This is a genomic window from Treponema primitia ZAS-1 (genome assembly GCF_000297095.1).
Lineage (GTDB): Bacteria > Spirochaetota > Spirochaetia > Treponematales > Breznakiellaceae > Termitinema > Termitinema primitia_A.
Window position 1 is genome coordinate 1 of record NZ_AEEA01000033.1, and the last position, 21,365, is coordinate 21,365.

Below are 21,365 nucleotides of genomic sequence, written 5' to 3' on the forward strand. Positions count from 1 at the left end.
CCTACTCCCGCGACAACACCGCGTGGATCGTTTTCCCCACACACGTGGGGGTGTTTCTACCCAGGATACTAACCCACCAGTTTTCACTTGGTTTTCCCCACACACGTGGGGGTGTTTCCGTCCCGTACACCTGGCTTATGGCACAGTTAGAGTTTTCCCCACACACATGTGGATATGTTAAGGCGTAAAAAAATGCGGCCCCTCCCCTTTCAGGCAAGGACCGCATCCTGTAACGAAACTTTCTATTCCCTACGCCTTGGCGACAACCTCGGCGCCGGCGTTAACCGCATCGGTTGAAATATCATCGACCGCAATAACTGTACCGGGATCATCGGAGATTTTAACGGTAAGCAGGCCAAAGGCGGTCATGATCAGTACTGCTATGGGCATCAGGTAGTTAAAGAAAGCCCAGGGCGCGTATTGGAGGGTGGAAACCCCCAGGACGCCGGTGAGGAACACACCGCAGGTGTTCCAGGGTATCAAGGCGCTGGTCACCGTGCCCGAGGCTTCCAGGGCGTTACTCAGCATCTTGGGGTGAAGACCCCGTTTGCGGTACGTGGCGTTGTACATACGGCCGGGTACCACAAGCGAGATATACTGCTCAGGCATGGTAGCGTTACTGCCAAAACAGGTAAGCAGGGTAAGCCCCACCAGGGAAGTAGTACCCCGGGCGAATTTTATGAGCTGCTGCACGATAACTTCCAGCTGGCCGGTTTTCTCCATAATACCGCCGAAGGTCATGGCCAGAATGGTAAGGGAGATGGAGTACATCATATTTTCCAGTCCCCCGGCGGTGAGGAGTTCATCGATGGCCTCTATACCGGTTTCGCTGATATGGCCGCCGTAGGCGCTGGAAAGCAGGAGACCAAAGTTGTTGCCCTGCACTATTGCGCCCAGGATGCCGCCGGAAACGATGCCCAGGAAGATGCCGGGTATAGCGGGCATCTTGAAGGCGATGGAAAGGATAACCACCAGGGGAGGAATGAGCAGGACCGGTGAAATAGTAAAGCTATCGCGGATGCCCGCAGTAATTATCGCCAGGTTGCTCATGTCTATATTGTCTTTGGCGAAACGAAAACCCAAAACCAGGTAAATAACTATCACAATGATGTATACCGGCAGGGTAGACCTGATCATGAATTTTACGTGGGTGAACACATCCGTTCCGGCCATGGCGGGGGCCAGATTGGTGGTATCGCTCAGGGGGGACATCTTATCGCCGAAGTAGGCGCCGCTGATTACCGCACCGGCAGCCATGGGCAGGGGGATGCCGAGGCCGGAGGCCACGCCCATCAAAGCAATACCGATGGTACCGCAGGTGCCCCAGGAAGTACCGGTGGCCAGGGAAGTAATGGAACAGGTGATCAAACTGGCCACCAGGAACAATGATGGGGTAATAATCTGTAGGCCATAGTAGATCATGGTGGGTACTACCCCCGCTACCAGCCATACGCCGATGAGCACCCCGATAACCGCCAGGATGATTACCGCTTGTAATGCCTGGTAAATGCCGTCGAACATGCTTTTTTCAATGTACTTCCAGTCAAAGCCGAGCCAAAGGGCCATGATGGCCGCGAAGGCGGTGCCTATGATCATGGGGATATGGGGATCCACCCCAAATACGGCGATACCCACGGACATTACACCGATCAGTACGGCAAAGGAGAGCAGGGCCTCCCATATCTTTGGGGTCCGGGGTACTCTTGCTTTTTTCTGTTCATTACTCATGTAATCCTCCTAAACAATTAGAAATACTAACATTACGGTAAATATTTACCGGGTCATCCTGGATCATGGAAATATATGTAAACTTTTTTGTAATAGTTTCAGGGCGGCATCGGGATACTGCTTGGAGAGTACCCCAAGGGATGCCATGATATAATCATTATCCACCAATATCGCTGCGGTTTCAGGCGGAAAAAGGAAAAGCCCGGTTTCGTTGTGTTTTGCGATGGCTTCCATCATTTCTACGCGGTGGGGTAGCCTTGTTAAGGCGCCGCCGGTACCGATTATGTATTTTACCTGGGTCAAATCCTTTCCCTCCGCCAGGGTACTGCGACCGGAAGGACCGTAGATATACCGTATATGCCCGGCGTGCCGTTCCGTTGCCTGCAAAACCGCTTCCAGGGTCAGGCGCTCGACAAATTGCAGTTCCTTTTCAGTTTTGGGAATAAATTTATACGTGGCCATGGCTTCCTCCGGCGGGAATCCTAATTCAGAGGCCAGCTTGTCCTGCCCGATGAGGTCAACCAGGTTATGCATATTCACATAGACCCCCAGGTCTCCCTCCACGGTACGTTTTGCAAAAGGCTCGGGGCTGATCGAAATGCGGGAAATTTCTTCGGACCCCGCGGTAACGGAATGAAGATCCGTGGTGGCGCCGCCCACATCCAGTACCATCAGATCTCCTATGGCCCCATGCAGTAACTTTGCGCATTCCATCACCGCCCCGGGTGTGGGGATAATGGGACCACCCACCATATCCCGCACATGCTCCATCCCCGGCGCCTGAATGATATGATCCTCAAAGGCCGCCTGAATAACCCGGCGGGCCGGCTCTACGTTCAGATCATCTATGCGGGGGTACACGTTTTCTACCATATAGAGGGGCATGGTGCTGTCACGGAATATAAGCCGGATTTCATCCTGGTTATCGATATTTCCCCCATAGATAACCGGAATTGAAAGTCCGAGGCTGCAGAGGGCTTCCGCATTGTCCAGGGCGGTATCCCGTTCACCGTGATCCACCCCGCCGGCCAGCATAATAAGGTTCGGCTGGATTTCCCGGATCTTTTCCAAGTCAGTTCTGCGCAGTTTTCCTGCGCTTACCATGTGGATAATGGCGCCGGCGCCAAGGGCCGCTTCCCTGGCGGCCCTGACGGTCATGTCGTATACCAATCCGTGGACGGTCATTTTAAGACCCCCGGCAGCGCTTGAGGTAGCCAGCATATCCCGGTATTCCAGGGACTCCACACCTTTTTTCCGGCACAGATCCCCTATTGCCCCCCGGAGCCCTACCCTGACATCCCCCTCCAGAACCGAAGTTGGCGCCTGACCCTGTCCCCAGAGGACCGGGTCCTGGCCGTCAATGTTCTGAAAGGCGTTCACCAGGGTGGTGGTGGATCCGATTTCGGCTACCAAAACGTCTACGTGCAAAACGGCCCCGCTTTAGTTTTTCCGCCGCTTTTCCCGGCGGTGTTTGATCAGGAAGGTTGCCACATCAATACCGTGACAGCCCCTGCCGAAACCGGCGTCCATTCCGGCGTTTACCGCCAGTTTGGGAACCACCTGGGTACCTCCGGCGATTAGGACTACCTTATCGCGGATGCCCTTTTCTACCGTTAGTTCGTGGATACGCTTCATGTTTTTGTAATGGGTATCATCGTGGCTTATGATGGTGGAGGCCAGTACGGCCTCTGCGTTCAGTTCGATGGCGGCGTCCACCAGTTTTTCTACGGGCACCGAGGTTCCCAGGTAGTGAACCTCTATACCGAAACGTTCGATACCGCCGTGTTTGATGTCGATGATCTCCCGCATACCCACCGAATGTTCGTCCTCCCCCACGGTTCCGCAAACCACCCTGAGGGGATGGTCCGCCACATCGGCGCGTATCTCATCATCCGACAGGATCTCCTGTACCGGAGGAATATAAAGCTTGCTGATGTCAACTTCAAAGGGCAGTTTGCCCTTTAACTCAATGCGTACCCCCTCCGCTTCCTGCAATACCTCCAGGTTGATGATCTCAGGATCCTGAAGGTTCATCTTTGCGGCGAATTCCAGGGCCGCCGCTTCCGCAATCCGCCGCTCCGCAGGCAGGAACAGGTTGACCATAACGATGCCGTCGGCAGACCATTCCATTTCGGGCTTGAGCAGATTGGTATTCCGGTACTTGGCGTTTTCCGCCATGCGGACATTAACGTTGTCCGTCGGATCCAGTTCGTCGATGTAGACGATCTTCTCCGGTTTTTCAAATGTGCAGCCCCCTATGAGGCTTGCAGGATTACTAACTGCCGCAGGATCATACTGGGCAACGTTGTTGTACCCGTAGTGGGCGGTTACCGGGGCGAAGTAGTCCTTGTCCCGTTCATAAATGGCCCCTGCTCCGACTCCGGCGTCGGTTTTACGGATGATTGCATCTCCGTTCCGTTCGGGGTAGCAGCCGGAATCCACGAAGAAGCCCTCTTCCACCGCTTTGAAGTAGCCTCCGGCTTCCAGAATTTCTTCCATAAAGAGGCAGGCCCGCTCTTTGATCTCCCGGGCCTTTTCTACCAGGGGGCCGTCTTTTTTCAACTCCACCATGTCCATAAGGCCGTCCAGGCCCATGAAGGTCTGCTTCGCCGTATCACAGGCTTCGATGTTGTAAATGTGCCAGGGTACGTTCCGGCCTTCATCGGGGGTAATGGTGGATTGTATATCCGCGCTGGTCAGCTTGGAGACCAGCATATTCAGTACGTGGGTTACCGTGTTTTCCCGGGCGGAGGCTTCCATATATTTAGTGTTCATCTGGGCCCTCATGCGGTATTCCCGGCAGAGATCCCGAAGGGCCACCGCATAGGGCAGGTCCATGAACACACAGGGCGCGGGGGGCGCCGTGGGGGGTACCGTGGACAGGCAAATATTTGATTTTTCAATACCCGCCTTTGCGGAGAACAGGCTGTTAATGGCGTGCTGCACGATGAGTTCCGGCATCACCTTCCATGCTTCCCGGGCAGTAGCGTTGGCGTTGTGGGCGCCGTCGATCTGGGCCATGTTTGCCCAGGCCATGATTTTTTTGGATTCACAGGCGTCCACAAAGGAACGTATCATGTTAATATTTCTGTACAGTACGTTGTATTGGGGATCCTGGTGGGCGCCGTTGATCCCCTCTTCAGCGAACATCACCGCCACTTCAGGCCCGGCAACCCCGGACACGTAGGAATGGTAATTGATGGGGCGGCCCACCTCATCTTCAATAAGGTCCAGGGCTTTCCGCTGGGCCCGAACCTGTTTCCGGGTAATGGGTACGCCCCCTACTCCCTGGGGGGTGCCTTCCATAAGGCCGTCAATATGGGACTGCCCTGCGGTACGGATAACCATGATGTGGTCCGCGCCGTGCCAGGCCGCCATCCTCATCCTGCGTATATCATCTTCGAAGCGCCCGGAAGCAATCTCGGTGGTGATCACCGGCATGGGCTGGGGATCAATATCGCCGAAGTACTTCGCCGAAGGCAGGGGCACATCCTTTGTTAAAGGCGTAGAGGCGTCCCGGTACTTAAAGGGACCCAGCTCCAGTCCCGGAGCAGGTTTCCTCCAGGTCCAGCCCCGGCGCCTGGGCCTGTATTTGTCAAGATCCCGGAGCAGGTTTTCTATATCCAGTTTTTTATTAGGCTCCAAATTGTTCTTATCAATCATTCTGCCGCTCCTTAGGCCTTAAACAGGGCAACTACATCGTTCCAGCCCTGGCCGGTTACCAGCATTGCGCCGGCTTCCTGTACGGAAATATTTTTCGACTTGGAAAGTTTATAGACCACATGCCCTGCCCCTTTACCCAAGAGCCCCCGGTCTATGCAGCCTTCCACAATAGTTTTGGTGTCCGGGGAAGAAAATCCCATACGCAGTAATACTGACCGTTCAATGGATGGAGATGTATATTTTTTACCCAATTCCAGAAGGGGGTCTACTACCTTGGCGGTTACTTCCCAGAAATGCCGGTACAGTTCTTCATCGGTAAGTCCGGCTAAATGTTTTCGCCGTTCGGCAAAATCATCCTGTCTTTTCATTTTTACTCCTATAAAAGAGCGGCCAGGTCGTAGACCTGATGACGCCGTGTTAATCGGAAGTGCTACGAAGTAGCACACTACTCCTATTGGTTTTTCTGTAGTTCCGCGATGGCAGACCGGACAAAGGATTCGTCCTTACGGGTTTCTTCAGCCAGAAACTGTATGTCCCTTTCGGTGGGGGTCTTCCCGCCGCCCAGAGCCGTTTTGATCAATGATTTGCGGATATGATCCAAGTCAACATCGGTCGCCTTGATCAGTGACGGGTGGGCGGGGAGGATAAGGCTTTCACCGGGTACCTCGTCCTTGGGATCCCCGAAGGTCACCTTAATGCCGTTTTCCCGTGCAAAGGAAAGCTGCGGCTGTACGTGTTTACCCGCTCCGGTGTATTCGGTTTCCTGTACCAGGATCATCTGGTCCTGGGGCATTTCCTGGGCCAGGGCAAAGGCCGCCGCAAGGGAAGTGTTCCCCGCAGGACCCTTTTCCAGCCCCTCAAGGCTTGCCAAAGCTTCGGTCATATAGAACACCGAACCCTGGGTGATGGTCACATACCGATCCATGTAACGCAGGGGGCGGGCCGCCGAACGGGGGACATCCGACCGGTCGGGCCATGAAGAAAAGGGCACCCCAAAACCGGTATGTCCGGTGGTGAAGGACTTCCTGTTGAACTGCCCGTCAGAGGCCATGTGCAGCCCCGCTAAACTTACGCTAGCACCCACAACAATACTGTGGGCATTGGCCTTAAGGAGACCGCGGGCGGTACCGGTTAAGTTACCCCCGCCGGCGTTGGTACAGACCACCACATCCGGGTGGCGGCCGTACTTTTCCTGAAACTGGACGGCGATTTCGTAGCCCAGGGTTTCTACCCCCGCGATACCGAAGGGGGTATAAAGCGACGCGTTAAAATAACCCGTATCTTCCAGCAGCAGGAGAAACTTGTAAAACAATTCCGGTCCCACGGAAAGCTGAACCACCTCGGCGCCAAGGGCCTCACATTTCCTGGCCTTTTCGATAATCTCCGGCTGCCCGAGTCCTTTAGAGTCGTAACATTCCTGCACCACGATACACTTCAGCCCCGCCATGGCCGCCTGGGAGGCCACGGCAGCTCCGTAGTTCCCGCTGGTAGCGGAGATAACCCCTTTAAAGCCGAGTTTCTTTGCGTGGTAAATGGCAATTGCCGCCCGCCGGGCCTTGAAGCTTCCCGAAGGATTGGCCGCCTCGTCCTTGATCAGTATCCGTGCGCCGAAACCGGGCTTGGCGCATTTTCTGGCCAGGGCGGTTAAATTCCGCAGCTCAATAATGGGGGTGTTTCCCACATGGACATGGGACTGTATTTTTATTATTTCCTCCAGGGTATACCCTGTTTCCCGCATCATCCCCTCATAGTCAAAAGCAATGGAGCCGCTTTCAAAGGCGCCGTAGTCAATACCTACGGACTTCTTCATTATCTCTCCCTTCCTCGCCATGACCGATGTATAATCTCTGTTCCGGTCCACTATTTCCCTCCTCCGAATACCAGCTCCCGTACCTGATCGCTTATAACCAACAGCTCAGGTACAAACTCTCCAAAGCCGTGCCGGTACGTGGGGTTTTCCTCCAGCAGTGTTCCTTCCTCTTTGCGGCCGGTACGGGTCAGTATTTCTGCTTCCTTGCCAATTTCCGCATCTTTTTGGAGCCAGCCCTTTACCCACAGTTCCAAGGGAACCGTCTTGGTATCTTCGGGAACCTGGGGCGCCCGATCCCGGGGTTCAAGAACGATCTTATGAATCCGAACCCACGCGCCTTTCTTAATCATGGAGTAACCTCACTTTACGATTTTTGCTTCTTCGGCAATTTGATCCCGCATATCCCCCATAATAGCCCGGGGTACGGGCAGGGTGATCATGGTCTGGAGTCCGGGCCTGGCGTTGATAATCTGGGGAATCATGTTGACACACATGGCGATAGTACCGATACCCCCGGGAACTTCAGGAGAGTTGATCATGTTGATACTCGGCGTACCCTTGATGATAACATAGTCGCCGGTCTTGACCCCAACTTGTTCCGGTTCAATCTGCTGGGGATGATCCATTTCTATTTTCAGATCCCCCTTGATGTATCCATACCCCTTCATGGCACAGCCTGCGACATTTCCTGCCTTGGCGAAGCCGTAGGGGGATTTGCGGTCAACATCGGTAACAATGGGTTCCATGGACTGTTTGATGTCGTCTACTTTCCAGCCTATGGAATCGGCAATCATACTGATGGATTCGGAAAAGCCCACATGCCCGGAAAGCTTGCCGGTCTTAACGCCATCCCGAAATGCCTCGGGGGTGATACCGATGCCCTGCTCTTCCATAACCGCAGGTCCAAAGGGGGACAGGCTGTTGACCCGCCGGGAGGTGATATGTTCCACATCCTTACAGCAACCGGTCATGATGATAACCAGGAGGTCCATGATAAGCCCGGGGTTGATACCCGTGCCGAGAACCGATACGCCGTTAGCTTTGGCGATTTCGTCAATTTTTTTCGTCAGTTCCGGTTCCTTGGCCTTGGGGTAGGACATTTCTTCTGCGCTGGTAATACAGTTAATCTTTTTTTCCAGAATAAATTTTATCCGGTCGAAGGCTTTGGCGGTGAATGAATCGGTACAAAGCAATACCACATCGGCGGCTTTTTCGGTGATTACCTTTTCCGGAGAACCGATGATAACATCGGGCCGGTTTCCCCTTTTGACTGAGAGAAAATCGTACATACTTTTGCCCTGTTTATTCGGCCTGCCGGCCACACCAATAATGTCCACGCCTTTTTTCTCCAGTAACATTTCTGCCATACCGGAACCCATGGCCCCCAGTCCCCAGATAATAACCTTTACATTTTCCATGTTTACCCTACTCCCCTTAAGATACGGATTTAAAATATTTTGCACACCGATAGTATAGATGTTTTATAAGCAATAACAGGTTCTGTTTTTTTGCCGATTTTTTTGATTTTTCTATACATATCTTATTATTAATATTCGCATACATCCTCTGCAAAGTCAAGAAAAATAATTAACAATTTTAGTAATGTATAATTTTTCAGTATTTCGTATTTTAATACACTTTTCCATTTCAATGTTCCATAAAATTTGACTCTTCCGTATGAAAATACAGAATGCCAAGAGAAAGGGGCGGGAGGGGTTGTATAGAAACTTATCAGAATTTTTTGTATATTTCATATACGAGGTATTTTAAATGACGTTTGATAGTTCCCCGATGGATCAGCTAGCGTATCCTCTTCTTTCTATTGATATTGGAAAATTGCGCGGAAATCTGGAAACCATTTCCGGGACAGTAAAAGGCGCGGGTTGTTCGTTAATGATCGTGACAAAATCAAGCTGCGCAGATCCGAAGATCGTGGAAATGCTGCTGTCCCATCCCGCTGTTGATTATCTGGCGGATTCCCGGATTCAGAATATAAAAACCTACGCCGGGAGGGGAAAAAAAACGGTCCTTCTCCGGCTGCCTCAAAAATGTGAGATCCCGGATATAATCCGTTACGCGGATATAAGCATGAATTCGGAGATCGAAACCCTGGGGCTTTTAAATGAGGAAGCGGCACGGCAGGGAAAAATTCATCAGGTCCTGCTGATGATCGATTTAGGGGATCTTCGGGAAGGGCTTTTTTATACGGAGGAGGAAAAAATCCTCAAGACGGTTAAGGAAATTATCGGGATGAAACACCTGGAATTGCTCGGCTTAGGAACCAACCTTACCTGTTACGGGGCTATTATTCCAAAAAATGATAACCTCTCTATCCTGGAATCCTGGGCTGACCGTATCCATAAACACTTCGGTATCCGCCTGGCCGTGGTTTCCGGAGGAAATTCCAGTTCCTACTATTTAATCGAACGGGGTGAACTTCCCAAGGGAATCAACAATTTACGTTTAGGTGAAGCCTTTATCCTGGGAACCGAAAGCGCCTATGGTGCACGGATAAAAAACACCTATGCGGACGGGGTAAAGCTGGAAGCCCAGATTATCGAAGTACAGACCAAGCGTTCCCTGCCGGTGGGGGAACGCGGGGTGGACGCCTTTGGACAAAGGCCGGTTTTTGAGGACCGGGGGATGATCAAGCGGGGAATCCTCGCCATCGGCAGGCAGGATGTGGATACGGATACCATATTCCCTCAGGACCCTGGGATCAGCATACTCGGTTCCAGTTCGGATCACCTCATGCTGGATCTGACCGGTTCCCAAAAAGATTATCAGGTGGGGGATGTGGTGGTATTTACCATTAAATACAGCGCCCTGCTCCGGGCTTTTACCAGCGGCTACATTCACCGGCGGTATACTACATAGTGGCGAGCATTATCGCCTTAATGGTGTGTTTACGGTTTTCCGCCTCGTCCCAGACACGGCTTTTGGGGCCATCGATCACTTCGGCGGTAACTTCCTCGCCCCGTATTGCCGGAAGGCAGTGAAGAAAAATAGTATCACTGTGGCCTGTTTTATTCATAAGAGACTTATTGACCTGGTAGGGGCTTAACAGCCGGACCCGTTCCGCTTTTATCGCCTCCTCCCCCATGGAAGCCCACACGTCGGTGTAAATTGCATCGGCCCCTTCGACCTCCGCTATGTCGGCGCTTATCCGTATCTTTGCACCGGATACCGCAGCCAGGGATTCGCATGTACCGGTCAAAACCGGATCGGGGTTGAGACTGGGGGGGGTGATTATGGAAAAATGAACCCCTAACTTTGCGCATATCACCATCAGGGACCGGGCAACATTGTTCCGCCCGTCTCCCACAAAACAGAGTTTCTTCCCCTTAGCGGGACCAAAATTCTCTTCTATCGTAAGGATGTCCGCAAGAACCTGGGTGGGATGAAAATCGTCGGTAAGCCCATTGTACACCGGTACCCCGGAATACTTTGCCAGGGCTTCCACGGTGGACTGCTTGAAACCCCGGAATTGTATGGCGCTGTACATACGGCCCAGGACCCGGGCGGTATCTTCGATGGATTCCTTTTCACCCAGATGGATATCCGCCGGTGAAAGGAATACCGGATAGCCCCCCTCTTCCCCCACGGCGGTCTCAAAGGAGCTGCGGGTCCGGGTAGAGTGTTTTTCAAAAAGCAGCGCTACTGTTTTTCCCACAAAACGCTGGTGAGTTTCTCCCCGTTTTTTTTCTTCCTTGACCTGTTTGGATAAATCCAGAAAACTGCGGATTTCTTCTCCCGTATAATCAAGCCAGGTAAGCAAGGAACGCCCTTTAAACGCTTTTATATCCATAGTAAATTCATGATAACCGCAATCAGGGGGATCTGTCAAGGATACTGGATACACTTAAAGTGGGAAGGTATAATGAATCCGAGAGAAATATATTGGAGCTAATAACTGATATTGACCATTTACCTCCGGCCTTAGCCGCATCGGTGAGTTCGGAGGAAGCAGCCTTTATGAAAGGACGCAGGGGGCTGCCCTTCGCGGTAAGCCCGCATTTTGCCTCCCTTGCAGGGCCGGCGTCGGACGATCCTATCCGCCGTCAATTTATGCCCGACCCTAAGGAAGCGCAGGATACCCCCTTTGCCCTTGAGGATCCACTGGGGGAGGTATGCCATCGGGTAGTCCCCCGGCTGATTCACCAGTACCAGGACCGGGCGCTGCTTAAAACTACGGCCCGCTGCGGCGGGTTTTGCCGTTTCTGTTTCCGCAGGGTATGGGTGGCCGAAGAAACGGCCTTTATTACTCCGGCAGAACTGGAACCGGTTCTTGCCTATTTGGCCGGCCATCCTGAAATCCGGGAAATACTTCTGTCCGGCGGCGACCCCTTAACCGCTTCCGATGAACAGCTGGAATGGCTTTTCCACGACCTGCGAACAGTAAAACTGTTGCCCATCCGCATCTGTACCCGGCTCCCCATCACGGTCCCTGCCCGGATCAAGCCGGAGCTTGTCAATCTGCTCAGCCGCTTTCAGCCCCTCCGCATGGCGGTCCACATCAACCACCCACTGGAGCTATCCCCGGAAAGCCGCCGCGCTCTAAGGGCCATTATGGAAACGGGTATCCCCATTCTGGTCCAGACCGTGCTCCTCAAGGGCGTCAACGACAATGCAGAAACACTGATCACCCTTTTTCGGGAATGCCGGGAACTGGGACTCATCCCCTACTACCTCTTCCAGCTCGACCTTGCGCCCGGAACCGCCCAGTTCCGTGTCCCCCTCAAGCAGGGGCTTGGTCTGTACCGGGAAATAAAGACCAAACTTGAAGCATCCCTGCTCCCGGCCTACGCGGTGGATCTCCCCGGCGGCGGCGGAAAAATCCGTCTTTCCGAGGAAAGCATAACCGGGGAAGAGGAGCGGACCATGGGCCGGGTATACCTCCTAAAAGACAAAAATGGGAAACTATGGCCCTACCCTATAGATTAAGTTGAAAAGTGATATAGTAATTTAGAACGATGTATTGGAGGCCAGTATGACTCATGCGCGTTTTGTTTGCTGTTTTCTTCTGATTTTTCCCCTGTTCCGGCTGTCCGCGGAAATTCCCCTGGCGGCTGTCTCCACTGATGACGCCCGGACAATGCTTATTGAGGCGGCGCAAAAATACCGGGGCGTTCCCTATAGGTACGGCGGCATGAGCCGGCAGGGCCTGGACTGTTCGGGTCTGGTGTACCTGAGCTTCCGGGACAGCTTCAAGGTTGAGGTTCCCAGGCGCGCAGAGGATCTATACCATTGGACGGAGCGGCTGGAAAAGGCGGCTATCCAGCCCGGGGATTTGGTTTTTTTCCAGCGGGATGGCCATATATTCCATGTGGGGATCTATATCGGCGATGGCTGGTTTTTCCACTCCGCCTCGGACGGCCCTAAAACAGGGGTAATGTATTCCCGGCTGAACGAGAGTTTCTGGTCCCGCAGCTATGCCGGAGCCGGCCGAGCCCTGCCATAGAGGTACGAGCCGGTTTACGCTTTCGCCATCTCAATAATAAGCGCGTGCGCATCTTCCCCGGCATGAAGGGTTATATTTTCTTCGGTAATTTCAACCGCATCGCGCATGGACAATTGCACATCATTCACCGTAGCGCTGCCCTCTACCAACACAAGATACGCTTGCCGGTTTTTTGCAACCTCAAACGTAAGACTTTTTCCCTTTGATACAATTGTCGCATAGGCATTGATGTCCGCATGAATCCTGATGGGGGCCTTGCTTTTTTCATTGTTCGTACTTGATGCAATGGGCAGCCATGTATCGCGCCTATCCTCAAAGTTAAACCGGCAATCGCCGTAATTGGGCTTGTATCCGATCTTGTCCGGGAAAATCCATACCTGCAAAAAACGGAGGCCCTCCTTACCCAGGTTGTATTCGAGGTGCTGCACTCCGGTTCCTGCGCTCATATACTGCACCTGTCCCCGGGTCAGGGTTTTCTTGTTTCCCATACTATCTCCGTGGGTCAACTCCCCGTCAACAACATAGGAAATAATTTCCATATTCTCATGGGGGTGCGTATCAAAGCCCATTCCCGGTTCCACCATGTCGTCGTTTATAACCCGTAAAATTCCAAACTGAATATTTTCCGGATTATAATAGTCGGCAAAAGAAAAATGGAAATGGCTGTCCAGCCAGCCATGAATACCACGTCCCATTTTTGTATGATCGATATACCGCAGCATGATGAACCTCCTGTTTCCTATAATATAATGAATCCTATAATAGAGGTCAAATTTTATAGTCGGCAGACAGGCTCCCGGATGATTCTTTCTAATTCCGTCCGTGCCGTACGGACCTTCCCGCAAGCACACCGGTGAGCTTACCGCTGCGGACAACCACCTTGCCGCCTATGATGACATATTCTATACCATCATTCGGAAGGCGCGGCTGCTCAAAGGTCGCATTTGCTTTAATGCGCTTGTTATCAAAAATGGTTATGTCCGCATCCATTCCTTCTGCAATCAAACCTTTAGATTTGATACGCGCCTTTGAGGCAGGGAAATACGTTATTTTACGGATACATTCTTCCAGGGTAAACAATTTTCTTTCCCCAACATAATGCTCAATGACACGGGGAAAAGCGGAATACGCCCGCGGCGGAAGATATGATGTTCCTGACGTTATTGTCCAGCCGTCCGTACCAACTGCCACAAGCGGATGTTTCATAATATTCTCAATGTCATCTTCTGACATTTCAAAAAAGACTCCGAAGGCATACACATCCTTTTTCAATACAGAAAGGACCGCTTCTACCTTATTCGTGATGCCGTTTTGTTTCATATATTCAGCAAGGGTGAACGCGCCTTTACCCGATGATATTATGTTTGAAAATATCATTATATCTCCGGGTTCCGTGTAGAAAAGATCGTTTTCCCATCCGGTAGTTTTAGAATAAACTGAAAGTATTTGAAACAGTTCTTTCACTGTTTTATCATCGTTCAGGTAAGTGGAAAGTCCGCTCAAACCGTCGTTTAGGTATTTAGGTGGAATATAGACAGCAAGATTCGTTGTGCTCGCCTTAAACGGATATTGATCCGCCCAAACTTCAATCCCTTCGGCATTTGCCTTGTCAATCATTTCAAGCAGCTTTAAGGATTTACCCCAATTTTTTCTGCCGGCGGTTTTTAGATGAGAAATATTTAAAGGTATCTTTGCTGTGCGCGCTATGGTGATGGCCTCTTCAACAGACTCTACCACATCGCTCCCCTCATTTCGTATATGGGTGGCATAATTACCGCCGTACTTGGCCGCTTCCTTGCATAGTTCGACAAGCTCACCGGTTTTTGCAAAAACTCCCGGAGGGTAAATAAGGCCGCTCGAAAGCCCGAGAGAACCGTCTTTCATGCAGGCTGCAAGCAGATTCTTCATCGCCGCCATTTCAGATTCGGTCGGGTCGCGATCATCAAACCCCATGGCGGTTATACGAAGAAAATTATGACCCGTATAGACGGCTATATTTGTTCCGTTTCCAGCAGAGTCAATATGGTCAAAAAACTGCGCAAGCGTCTTTATGCCCTTGTATTTTTCGAGGGTTTCCTTTGAAACCATCTTGGTAAACATCGTTTTTTCTGCAATATCCGGATCAATTGCCGGAAATGCGCTTATACCGCACTGGCCGGTAATCTCGGTCGTCACGCCCTGCAAAAGCGAATTCTCTGCGGTGGGGTTGTCAAGACAGACTGCGTCTGAATGGGTATGGTTGTCAATAAAACCAGGGGCAATAATAAGACCATCCGCATCTATTACATTCTGCGAAGATTCGGACAGGGACTTCCCCTTTTCAACAATGATACCATTTTTAATCGCAATATCTTCCCGTACAGCGGGCGCACCCGTACCGTCAATCACCATGCCGTTTTTAATGACTAAATCACACATTACCCTACCCCTTTATACTCGTTTAACTATAACCGCATCGGCGGCTAAACAACGGCCGCCTCTCCGTTCGAGATATAAACCCTGGCGACCCGAGAACCAATTGTACCATAAAGTAATTCGAAGGTCTGCCCCGTATGCCGTTCGATGTCCCAGGTCTTAATCCGTTCATCTCCATCCCTGCCAATAAGGGTTACCTGCTGGCCTATCTCGCAGGGAATGCCGGTAACATCAATAAAGCTTTGATCCATACAAATACCCAAAAAATGAGTGCGTTTACCGCTGACAAGCACGGGACCCTGTGTTTTAGCCCAGGGCGGATAAATCCCGTCGGTAAAGCCTATGCTAAGGGTGGCTATCGTCATGGGCTTCTCCACCTTAAAATAGCGATGGTAACCGACACTTTCACCGGGATATACATTATGTATACTTGTAACAAATGTACGGATTGATACCGACTCTTCAAGCCCAATGGGTTCCCGTCCGTCTTCCATCGCCAAATGACCAAGCACGGAAGCGCCTGAACGTACATGGGTGCAGTATGCATCCTTGAACCAGGCAATAGCAGCAGAGTTGCAGCAGTGAATGTATTTCGGCGAAATTCCCGCTCCTTTTACCTGCTCCACCGCTTCCTTGAATCTTCCAAACTGTTCTAATGCAAAGGGGTCGTTGTAATCAGCGGTTGAAGTGGCAAAATGCGTATAAATCCCAACAGTTTCCATGTTCTTTTTATTTCTCATGTAATCAAGCAGGGCGGCAAGATCTTTCCCCCCCCGCACACCGAGTCGGTTCATACCGGTTTCAATTTTTAAGTGAACCTTCGCGATCTTGCCCGCCTTACCCGCTAAATTGTTTAAAACATCCGCAGTTTTACTTTCAAAAAGTGGAATTTGCAGATCATATTCTACCACCGCTTCCAGAAGATGCTGAGGCACGCCGCCTATTAAAAAGAGTTCGTTGGTAATACCGGCCTTCCTGAGCGTCACCGATTCACAGACCGCCGCATTGGCAATGAGCTTGGCGCCGCACCTTTCGGCAAATAATTTTGCCATTGGCACAAGACCGTAGCCATAGCAGTTTCCCTTTACCACAGGGATAATACCTATGTCCTTGCCAATATAATTTTGCACCCGCCTAAAATTTCTTACAACTTCGTCTGTGTCCACCCGGAAATATGAACCACAGTAACCGATTAACGTAGGATCCACAAATTCGTTAATTGACATCTTTGTCGCTCCATTTGAAACCGTTGGATGCATTCCAGTACCCGCCGCTACAGTAGTAATTCACAAAAATTTCATAAATATACAATCAAAAAATTCCCTTGTCAAGTAAATTTTATGCGTTTTTTGACCTTATTATGTATATTTATACATTTTTCCGAAAATATACGTAACCCCCTTGACCTGTAGTTGACCCCAGCCTGTATAGTTGATCAAATACGTTTAGATGAGCGGTGCCGCAAAACGGTACGGGAAAGGAGTTTAGCGTGGAATATCGTACCATTGGAAGAACCGGAATAAAAGCAAGCGTTATCGGCCTTGGTTCCGAAGGAATCGCCCGCATTTCCGCCGAAGAAACTGAGCAGGTTATCGGCTTTGCTATTGATAGGGGGATAAACATCCTTGACTGCTGTATGCCAGGCCTTGAAGTACAGAACCATATAAACCGGGCGCTGCGGGGTAAACGTGAAAAGGTGCTCATCCAGGGACACCTCGGGTCCTCCGCCACCGATGGCCAGTATGATGTAAACCGGGATATTGGGGTTTGCAAAAAAAATTTTGAAGCGCTTCTTAAAGGCTTGGGAACCGATTACATAGATTTTGGTATGTTCTTCTTCGTTGACACGGATAAAGATTTTTCCCTTTGTTTTGAAGATGAATTGCTGCGCTATGTCCTTGACTTAAAAGAAAAGGGGGTGATCCGTGCTATCGGCGCAAGCTGCCATAACAGCGAAATTGCCAGCCGTATCGCCGGGACAGGGATTGTTGACCTTATCATGTTCAGCGTTAATCCTGTTTTTGACATGACCCCGGTTAATTCCGATATTTATGAGCTTCTCAATGACGCCAAACTCAAAGAAAAATTCCATCTGGAAATTGAGCCGGGCCGGGCGCGGTTTTATCAGCTCTGCGAGCAGCGGCAGGTTTCCATAACGGTAATGAAAACCCTGCTCGCAGGAAAACTCCTCTCCCCGGAATTCTCGCCCCTAGGCAGGGCCATGAGCGTCAGCCAATGTATTCACTACGCCCTTACCCGTCCCGCAGTCGCCAGCGTCCTTTTAGGCAGCAAAAGTGAAGATGAAATAAAGGACGCGCTCCGCTATTTTGACAAAAGCGAAATAGACTTGGATTACAGCGAATTTATCAAAGATTTTAAGGCATCGTCAAAGGGAGGCTGCCTTTACTGCAATCACTGCCAGCCCTGCCCGCAGGGTATTGATATAGCCGCCGTAACCCGTTATACCGACATTGCGGCGCTTAACGAAAAAAATATTCCTCCTACGGTACAGCAACACTACGGATCACTTACCAAGCATGGATCGGACTGCATTTCGTGTAAAAACTGCGAACAAAAATGTCCCTTTAATATACCGGTTGCAGCAAACATGAAACGGGCCGCAGACCTATTCGGATTTTAATTCCGTTGAAAAATTCGGGGTTCTGTTTCCTTATAGCCGTGACCCTCGGCCTGACCGGGTGCGCCTTGTTCCCAAAAGACGGTACGCCAATAATACCGGATGAGCGGGCAGGGCCTAACTTGGTCATCTACTTTGCCGACAAAAAGGAAACCCGCCGTGTGGCAGAAGCTATTGCCCGGACGACCGGAGGCGAACTGTTTGAAATAAGCGGCGGTACCGCACGAAAACGCCAAAAGCCGCTGCCTGACCTGTTGGATTACGAGACCTTTTTTGTGGGCGCCTCTCTTTCGGCGGGCCTGATTCCTGAGCCCCTTGAAGCGTTTCTTGCGGAAACCGATTTCTTTGACGGCAGGGTCATCCCCTTTTGGACCAGCATCGAATTTGCCGGGGATTTGAACGGTGAGTTTGAGAAACGCCTGCAAGGGGCGCGCTTCCTTCCCGGCGGAGCTTTTCTGTTTACCGGACGGGTAAAGGCGAAGGGAATTGAGACCATGGCCGAAACCTGGGCTCTGGATATGCTTGCGGAACTTGGATTACGCAGGGCCGCGGGGGGACGCCAGGCTGAGGATATGGCTAAGCTGTTCGCGGCGGCCTATGGCAACCGTTTAGGCCCTGCGATCTTTCAGGACGGCGACTGGACTCTGGAGATGGACGGAGTCCGCTGGTATTATGCCCAGGGCAGATTCCTCCTCAAGGAAGATGCGCAAAGGCCGGAGGATTTTCGTCCACCGTTTTTATACCGGTATTCTCCGGAGCCCCCGGGTAGTGCGGACGAGACGAGCCCGTGGCAAGACACGGCGAATCAGATCCTTTCCCGGCGGCAATATACCGACCCCTATGGGTCTAGCCGCATAACGGTCAACCCCGGCGCAAAGCGTTCTCCCTTTGTTGAGACCATCTGGCAAGGGGGGGACAGAACAGCGGCTTTCTCTCACCAGCAATGGATCAAATTTTTGGGATGGTCTTTGCAGATACACCAGGATATCGCCGCGCCCCTGGGCAGGGCGGAAGCGCGTATTCAGGAACTGGCCAAAGACAGCCCGGAAATACAGGGGTGGATCAAAAACCTGGCAAGTATTACCGGCTGGAACTGGCGGAACGTTGCGGGGAGCGAAGCCCGCAGTTTTCATGCTTACGGGGTAGCGGTAGATTTACTGATGAAGACCCAGGCGGGTATGGAAACCTACTGGCAGTGGACAGCCGCCAAAGGGATTGACTGGCGTACGGTCTCCGCCGAAAAAAAGCAAAACCCGCCCGCCCCGGTAATTCGTGCTTTCGAGGAACAGGGCTTTATATGGGGCGGCAGATGGCCGCGCTATGACACCATGCACTTCGAGTACCACCCGGAACTGCTAATCCTGGGAACCGGCAGGTAAAAGGCCAGGTATTACTATTTCATTAAAATTATATCATTAACAAATTTACCTATTCCTTCATAATTATATCATGGCAATTTTACTAACGCAATGACTTTCCAAGCAATCTAGTTAGTGGAATGGGTTTCGGGCATAATTTCCCTTAAAAATACACTATGTTTCTTTTTATGATTTTCTCCTTACGGTTTTTATGTCCCGCCGACAGATTTGTTTATGTTTAACCGCAAAAGCGGGTAATACCTCCCTTGTTTTTTATATTTTATTAACAATTTTAATTAATGTTTTCGTTAATTCATTTATTATTGGTCTTAATTTTACCTTCATATCTAAATTATTTCCATGAACTAAATAATGCCTAATACCTTTAAAAAATTTTACATCTTCAAATTTATTTAGTTCAAACTGGTTTTTATATTTTTTATACAGGAGTTCTATTTCCTGTTTCAACTCAATATCCAATGATTTTTTTATCTCCTCTATTTTTATATTTTTTCTTTTTAATTTATTCTCAAGAAGCTGATAAATTGCCAAATATTTACTAAAACCAAAACTTCTTTCGGAAGTTAATACAAAAACAAAATCTTCTTCTTTTTCGACGAATAAATAATTATTGGTTTTTAATATAATTTGAATTGAATCATTTATTTGTGTTTCATCTTCATCATGTTTTTCAATATTCAAATAGATATTGCTGATTTTAAATAATTCCTTATTAATATTTGATAGTAAACAAGACAGCATATTTAATTTTTCAATATAGTCTGTTTCTGATGATTTAACAATCGAAACATAAAAATACATACCTGCATAATCATTTACATTAAACCCATAATTTATAATTTTTAACAAATATTTGATTTCTTCTGAAGGTTTTTGAATAGTATATTGATTTTTTTATCTACATGATCCTGTATCGGTAAAATATCATTCCTTATAGTTTTTGGTTCAACCTCTATTATTAATTCTGTAATACCGTTGTATTCAAATCCAAATGGAAATTTTTTTATCTTATTATTAGAAATAAGAAAATTAATATGCGATTCATATTGCTCTTCATCAAACAGTATATCATCAATTTTATCAAAATCAATATCGACTTTCAAATTTTTCATTTCCATTCTCCTTAATTCATTATATTATATCTTTATAAATATGGTAAGATGTATTTTGCCTAACGAGATATATACGCCTAATAATACGATCAATTCAAAAGCCAGTTAAAATACCTGCCGAATAATTCAAATTCCCGATCACGAAAACAATTAAATTTGGGGAGTATGATCCGGGCAAGATGAACATCCAGGTTCCGGAGGTCTATGTCGTCGGCGTGGCTCCTCCGGTAAAGGCGCCGAAAAAAGACTGGTATGAATTTACGAAAAGACTGAAAATGCTTTAGCGGGATTTGTGTATTTTTTCCTTCATAATGATAGAGGGGGATGGCGGATCTGTTTTTTTTCAGGCAAAATCATCGCTGTCAAAACAAGGCAGTTTTAGGGATTCCGCAAGGCGCTGTCCCAGGGTTGTTGCTCCGCAGCCTGCGGGACCGCAGATATATATACGCATTATACCCTCCCCGGTTTAAACTCCTTCTGCCTCTGCCGATTATTTACTTGTGATTATAGCTGTATTTTAAGATTTTTCAACAATACGCAAGGCGGCTTGTCTATTTGGGATATAAGTAATACTATTCATTTTGAGGTGGATGTATGAGTTATCAGGAAGAATAACAGTTATTTTGTTTTGGGTATTCTCTATTGTTTCCATAATCATTCTCTCTCCCTTTCCCTCCCCCGTGTAAGCGGGCTCTTCTTCGTGCCCTTCGTGGTTTATCGCTTCCCCCGCTATTACCCTGTTTTTAATGGTACATATATTTCGATTATTGATTCATTATTATTCCATCTATAATTATTCAATTCAAAATGAAAATAGTTTGTTTTATCCAATATCAAATTACTATCAGGGATTATCTTTTTATACATCGTGTATAAACTATTTTTTAAATTATACATTGATCCAATATGCTGAAATACCGCATAATTTCCACCTATAATTTTATATTCTTCAAAATATGTATTTCATAATTATTTTCAACAGGTATTCCACAAAAATATTTATATACATTTTCTGTTGGTAGTGTCAATAATATTTCGCAAAATTGATTTGCAGCCATATAAATAAAATTAAACCGTTGCAGAAACAGCCACTTCTTCCTGTTTCATGCTCATGTATTTCTTATTCCCCCATTGGCCACCAGCCACATATCGCAGCCGA

General features: G+C 49.3%; 19 protein-coding genes and 1 pseudogene. 5 read left to right on the forward strand and 15 right to left on the reverse strand.

Features of this window, described 5'->3' with window-relative positions; translation table 11 throughout:
* Positions 1–249: 249 nt before the first annotated feature.
* The 7 genes from nhaC to ord form a co-directional block, all read right to left on the reverse strand.
* Positions 250–1,728, reverse strand: coding sequence for a Na+/H+ antiporter NhaC (gene nhaC / locus TPRIMZ1_RS0104800; protein ID WP_010255795.1), 1,479 nt, complete (start codon positions 1,726–1,728; stop codon positions 250–252).
* A gap of 63 nt (positions 1,729–1,791) precedes the next feature.
* Positions 1,792–3,156: a GlmL-related ornithine degradation protein gene (locus TPRIMZ1_RS0104805; protein WP_010255796.1), complete on the reverse strand. Its 1,365-nt coding sequence runs from the start codon at positions 3,154–3,156 to the stop codon at positions 1,792–1,794.
* A 12-nt stretch (positions 3,157–3,168) separates the two neighbouring features.
* On the reverse strand, positions 3,169–5,391 hold the full coding sequence (oraE, locus tag TPRIMZ1_RS0104810) for a D-ornithine 4,5-aminomutase subunit OraE (protein ID WP_010255799.1): 2,223 nt from the start codon (positions 5,389–5,391) through the stop codon (positions 3,169–3,171).
* Positions 5,392–5,402: 11 nt separating this feature from the next.
* Entirely contained in the window at positions 5,403–5,759 is a 357-nt protein-coding gene (locus TPRIMZ1_RS0104815) for an ornithine aminomutase subunit alpha (RefSeq protein WP_010255802.1), read from the reverse strand.
* 83 nt (positions 5,760–5,842) lie between these two features.
* Positions 5,843–7,252, reverse strand: a complete 1,410-nt coding sequence (gene ortB / locus TPRIMZ1_RS0104820; protein WP_010255805.1) for a 2-amino-4-oxopentanoate thiolase subunit OrtB — start codon at positions 7,250–7,252, stop codon at positions 5,843–5,845.
* The gene (gene ortA, locus TPRIMZ1_RS0104825; protein ID WP_010255807.1) at positions 7,252–7,551 is read right to left on the reverse strand and encodes a 2-amino-4-oxopentanoate thiolase subunit OrtA; all 300 of its coding nucleotides are present in this window, start codon (positions 7,549–7,551) and stop codon (positions 7,252–7,254) included. The genes ortB and ortA overlap by 1 nt, the downstream gene beginning before the upstream one ends.
* 9 nt (positions 7,552–7,560) lie before the next feature.
* Positions 7,561–8,619: a 2,4-diaminopentanoate dehydrogenase gene (gene ord / locus TPRIMZ1_RS0104830; RefSeq protein ID WP_010255809.1), complete on the reverse strand. Its 1,059-nt coding sequence runs from the start codon at positions 8,617–8,619 to the stop codon at positions 7,561–7,563.
* A gap of 373 nt (positions 8,620–8,992) precedes the next feature.
* Here ord and orr point away from each other — a divergent pair, with 373 nt between their 5' ends.
* A complete protein-coding gene (orr, locus tag TPRIMZ1_RS0104840) occupies positions 8,993–10,078 on the forward strand; it encodes an ornithine racemase Orr (RefSeq protein ID WP_026043532.1) in 1,086 nt (361 codons plus the stop codon).
* On the opposite strand, the gene argF is transcribed toward orr, so the two are convergent.
* Positions 10,071–11,009, reverse strand: coding sequence for an ornithine carbamoyltransferase (argF, locus tag TPRIMZ1_RS0104845; protein ID WP_010255813.1), 939 nt, complete (start codon positions 11,007–11,009; stop codon positions 10,071–10,073). The two genes, orr and argF, sit on opposite strands and share 8 nt — an antisense overlap.
* Before the next feature lie 92 nt (positions 11,010–11,101).
* Here argF and TPRIMZ1_RS0104850 point away from each other — a divergent pair, with 92 nt between their 5' ends.
* Positions 11,102–12,145, forward strand: coding sequence for a KamA family radical SAM protein (locus TPRIMZ1_RS0104850; protein WP_026043533.1), 1,044 nt, complete (start codon positions 11,102–11,104; stop codon positions 12,143–12,145).
* Between the two features lie 46 nt (positions 12,146–12,191).
* Complete coding sequence (locus tag TPRIMZ1_RS0104855) at positions 12,192–12,662, forward strand: C40 family peptidase (protein WP_010255817.1); 471 nt, start codon at positions 12,192–12,194, stop codon at positions 12,660–12,662.
* A gap of 14 nt (positions 12,663–12,676) precedes the next feature.
* On the opposite strand, the gene TPRIMZ1_RS0104860 is transcribed toward TPRIMZ1_RS0104855, so the two are convergent.
* The 3 genes from TPRIMZ1_RS0104860 to alr all read right to left on the reverse strand — a co-directional run bounded on the left by TPRIMZ1_RS0104860 (position 12,677) and on the right by alr (position 16,303).
* A complete protein-coding gene (locus TPRIMZ1_RS0104860) occupies positions 12,677–13,384 on the reverse strand; it encodes a pirin family protein (RefSeq protein ID WP_010255819.1) in 708 nt (235 codons plus the stop codon).
* An 88-nt stretch (positions 13,385–13,472) separates the two neighbouring features.
* Positions 13,473–15,080 (reverse strand): N-acyl-D-amino-acid deacylase family protein, encoded by a 1,608-nt coding sequence (locus tag TPRIMZ1_RS18480; protein ID WP_010255821.1) that lies wholly within the window; start codon positions 15,078–15,080, stop codon positions 13,473–13,475.
* A 44-nt stretch (positions 15,081–15,124) separates the two neighbouring features.
* Positions 15,125–16,303, reverse strand: a complete 1,179-nt coding sequence (alr, locus tag TPRIMZ1_RS0104870; RefSeq protein WP_010255822.1) for an alanine racemase — start codon at positions 16,301–16,303, stop codon at positions 15,125–15,127.
* 263 nt (positions 16,304–16,566) lie between these two features.
* On the opposite strand from alr, the gene TPRIMZ1_RS0104875 reads away from it, so the two are divergent.
* Both TPRIMZ1_RS0104875 and TPRIMZ1_RS0104880 read left to right on the forward strand, forming a co-directional pair.
* Positions 16,567–17,718 (forward strand): aldo/keto reductase, encoded by a 1,152-nt coding sequence (locus tag TPRIMZ1_RS0104875; protein ID WP_010255823.1) that lies wholly within the window; start codon positions 16,567–16,569, stop codon positions 17,716–17,718.
* A 158-nt stretch (positions 17,719–17,876) separates the two neighbouring features.
* Complete coding sequence (locus tag TPRIMZ1_RS0104880; RefSeq protein WP_232616742.1) at positions 17,877–19,094, forward strand: M15 family metallopeptidase; 1,218 nt, start codon at positions 17,877–17,879, stop codon at positions 19,092–19,094.
* 252 nt (positions 19,095–19,346) lie between these two features.
* Here the strand turns inward: TPRIMZ1_RS0104880 and TPRIMZ1_RS0104885 are convergent, their stop codons facing one another.
* The 4 genes and pseudogenes from TPRIMZ1_RS0104885 to TPRIMZ1_RS21105 all read right to left on the reverse strand — a co-directional run.
* Positions 19,347–19,943, reverse strand: a complete 597-nt coding sequence (locus TPRIMZ1_RS0104885; RefSeq protein WP_010255825.1) for a hypothetical protein — start codon at positions 19,941–19,943, stop codon at positions 19,347–19,349.
* The gene (locus TPRIMZ1_RS0104890; protein ID WP_010255827.1) at positions 19,937–20,206 is read right to left on the reverse strand and encodes a hypothetical protein; all 270 of its coding nucleotides are present in this window, start codon (positions 20,204–20,206) and stop codon (positions 19,937–19,939) included. The genes TPRIMZ1_RS0104885 and TPRIMZ1_RS0104890 overlap by 7 nt, the downstream gene beginning before the upstream one ends.
* Positions 20,207–20,549: 343 nt before the next feature.
* Positions 20,550–20,657 carry a shikimate kinase gene (locus TPRIMZ1_RS21055; protein ID WP_010255829.1) on the reverse strand — a complete coding sequence of 36 codons (108 nt, stop codon included), beginning with the start codon at positions 20,655–20,657 and terminating at the stop codon, positions 20,550–20,552.
* 281 nt (positions 20,658–20,938) lie between these two features.
* A pseudogene (locus TPRIMZ1_RS21105) lies at positions 20,939–21,148 on the reverse strand (GyrI-like domain-containing protein); the annotation flags it as partial.
* Positions 21,149–21,365: the final 217 nt, after the last annotated feature.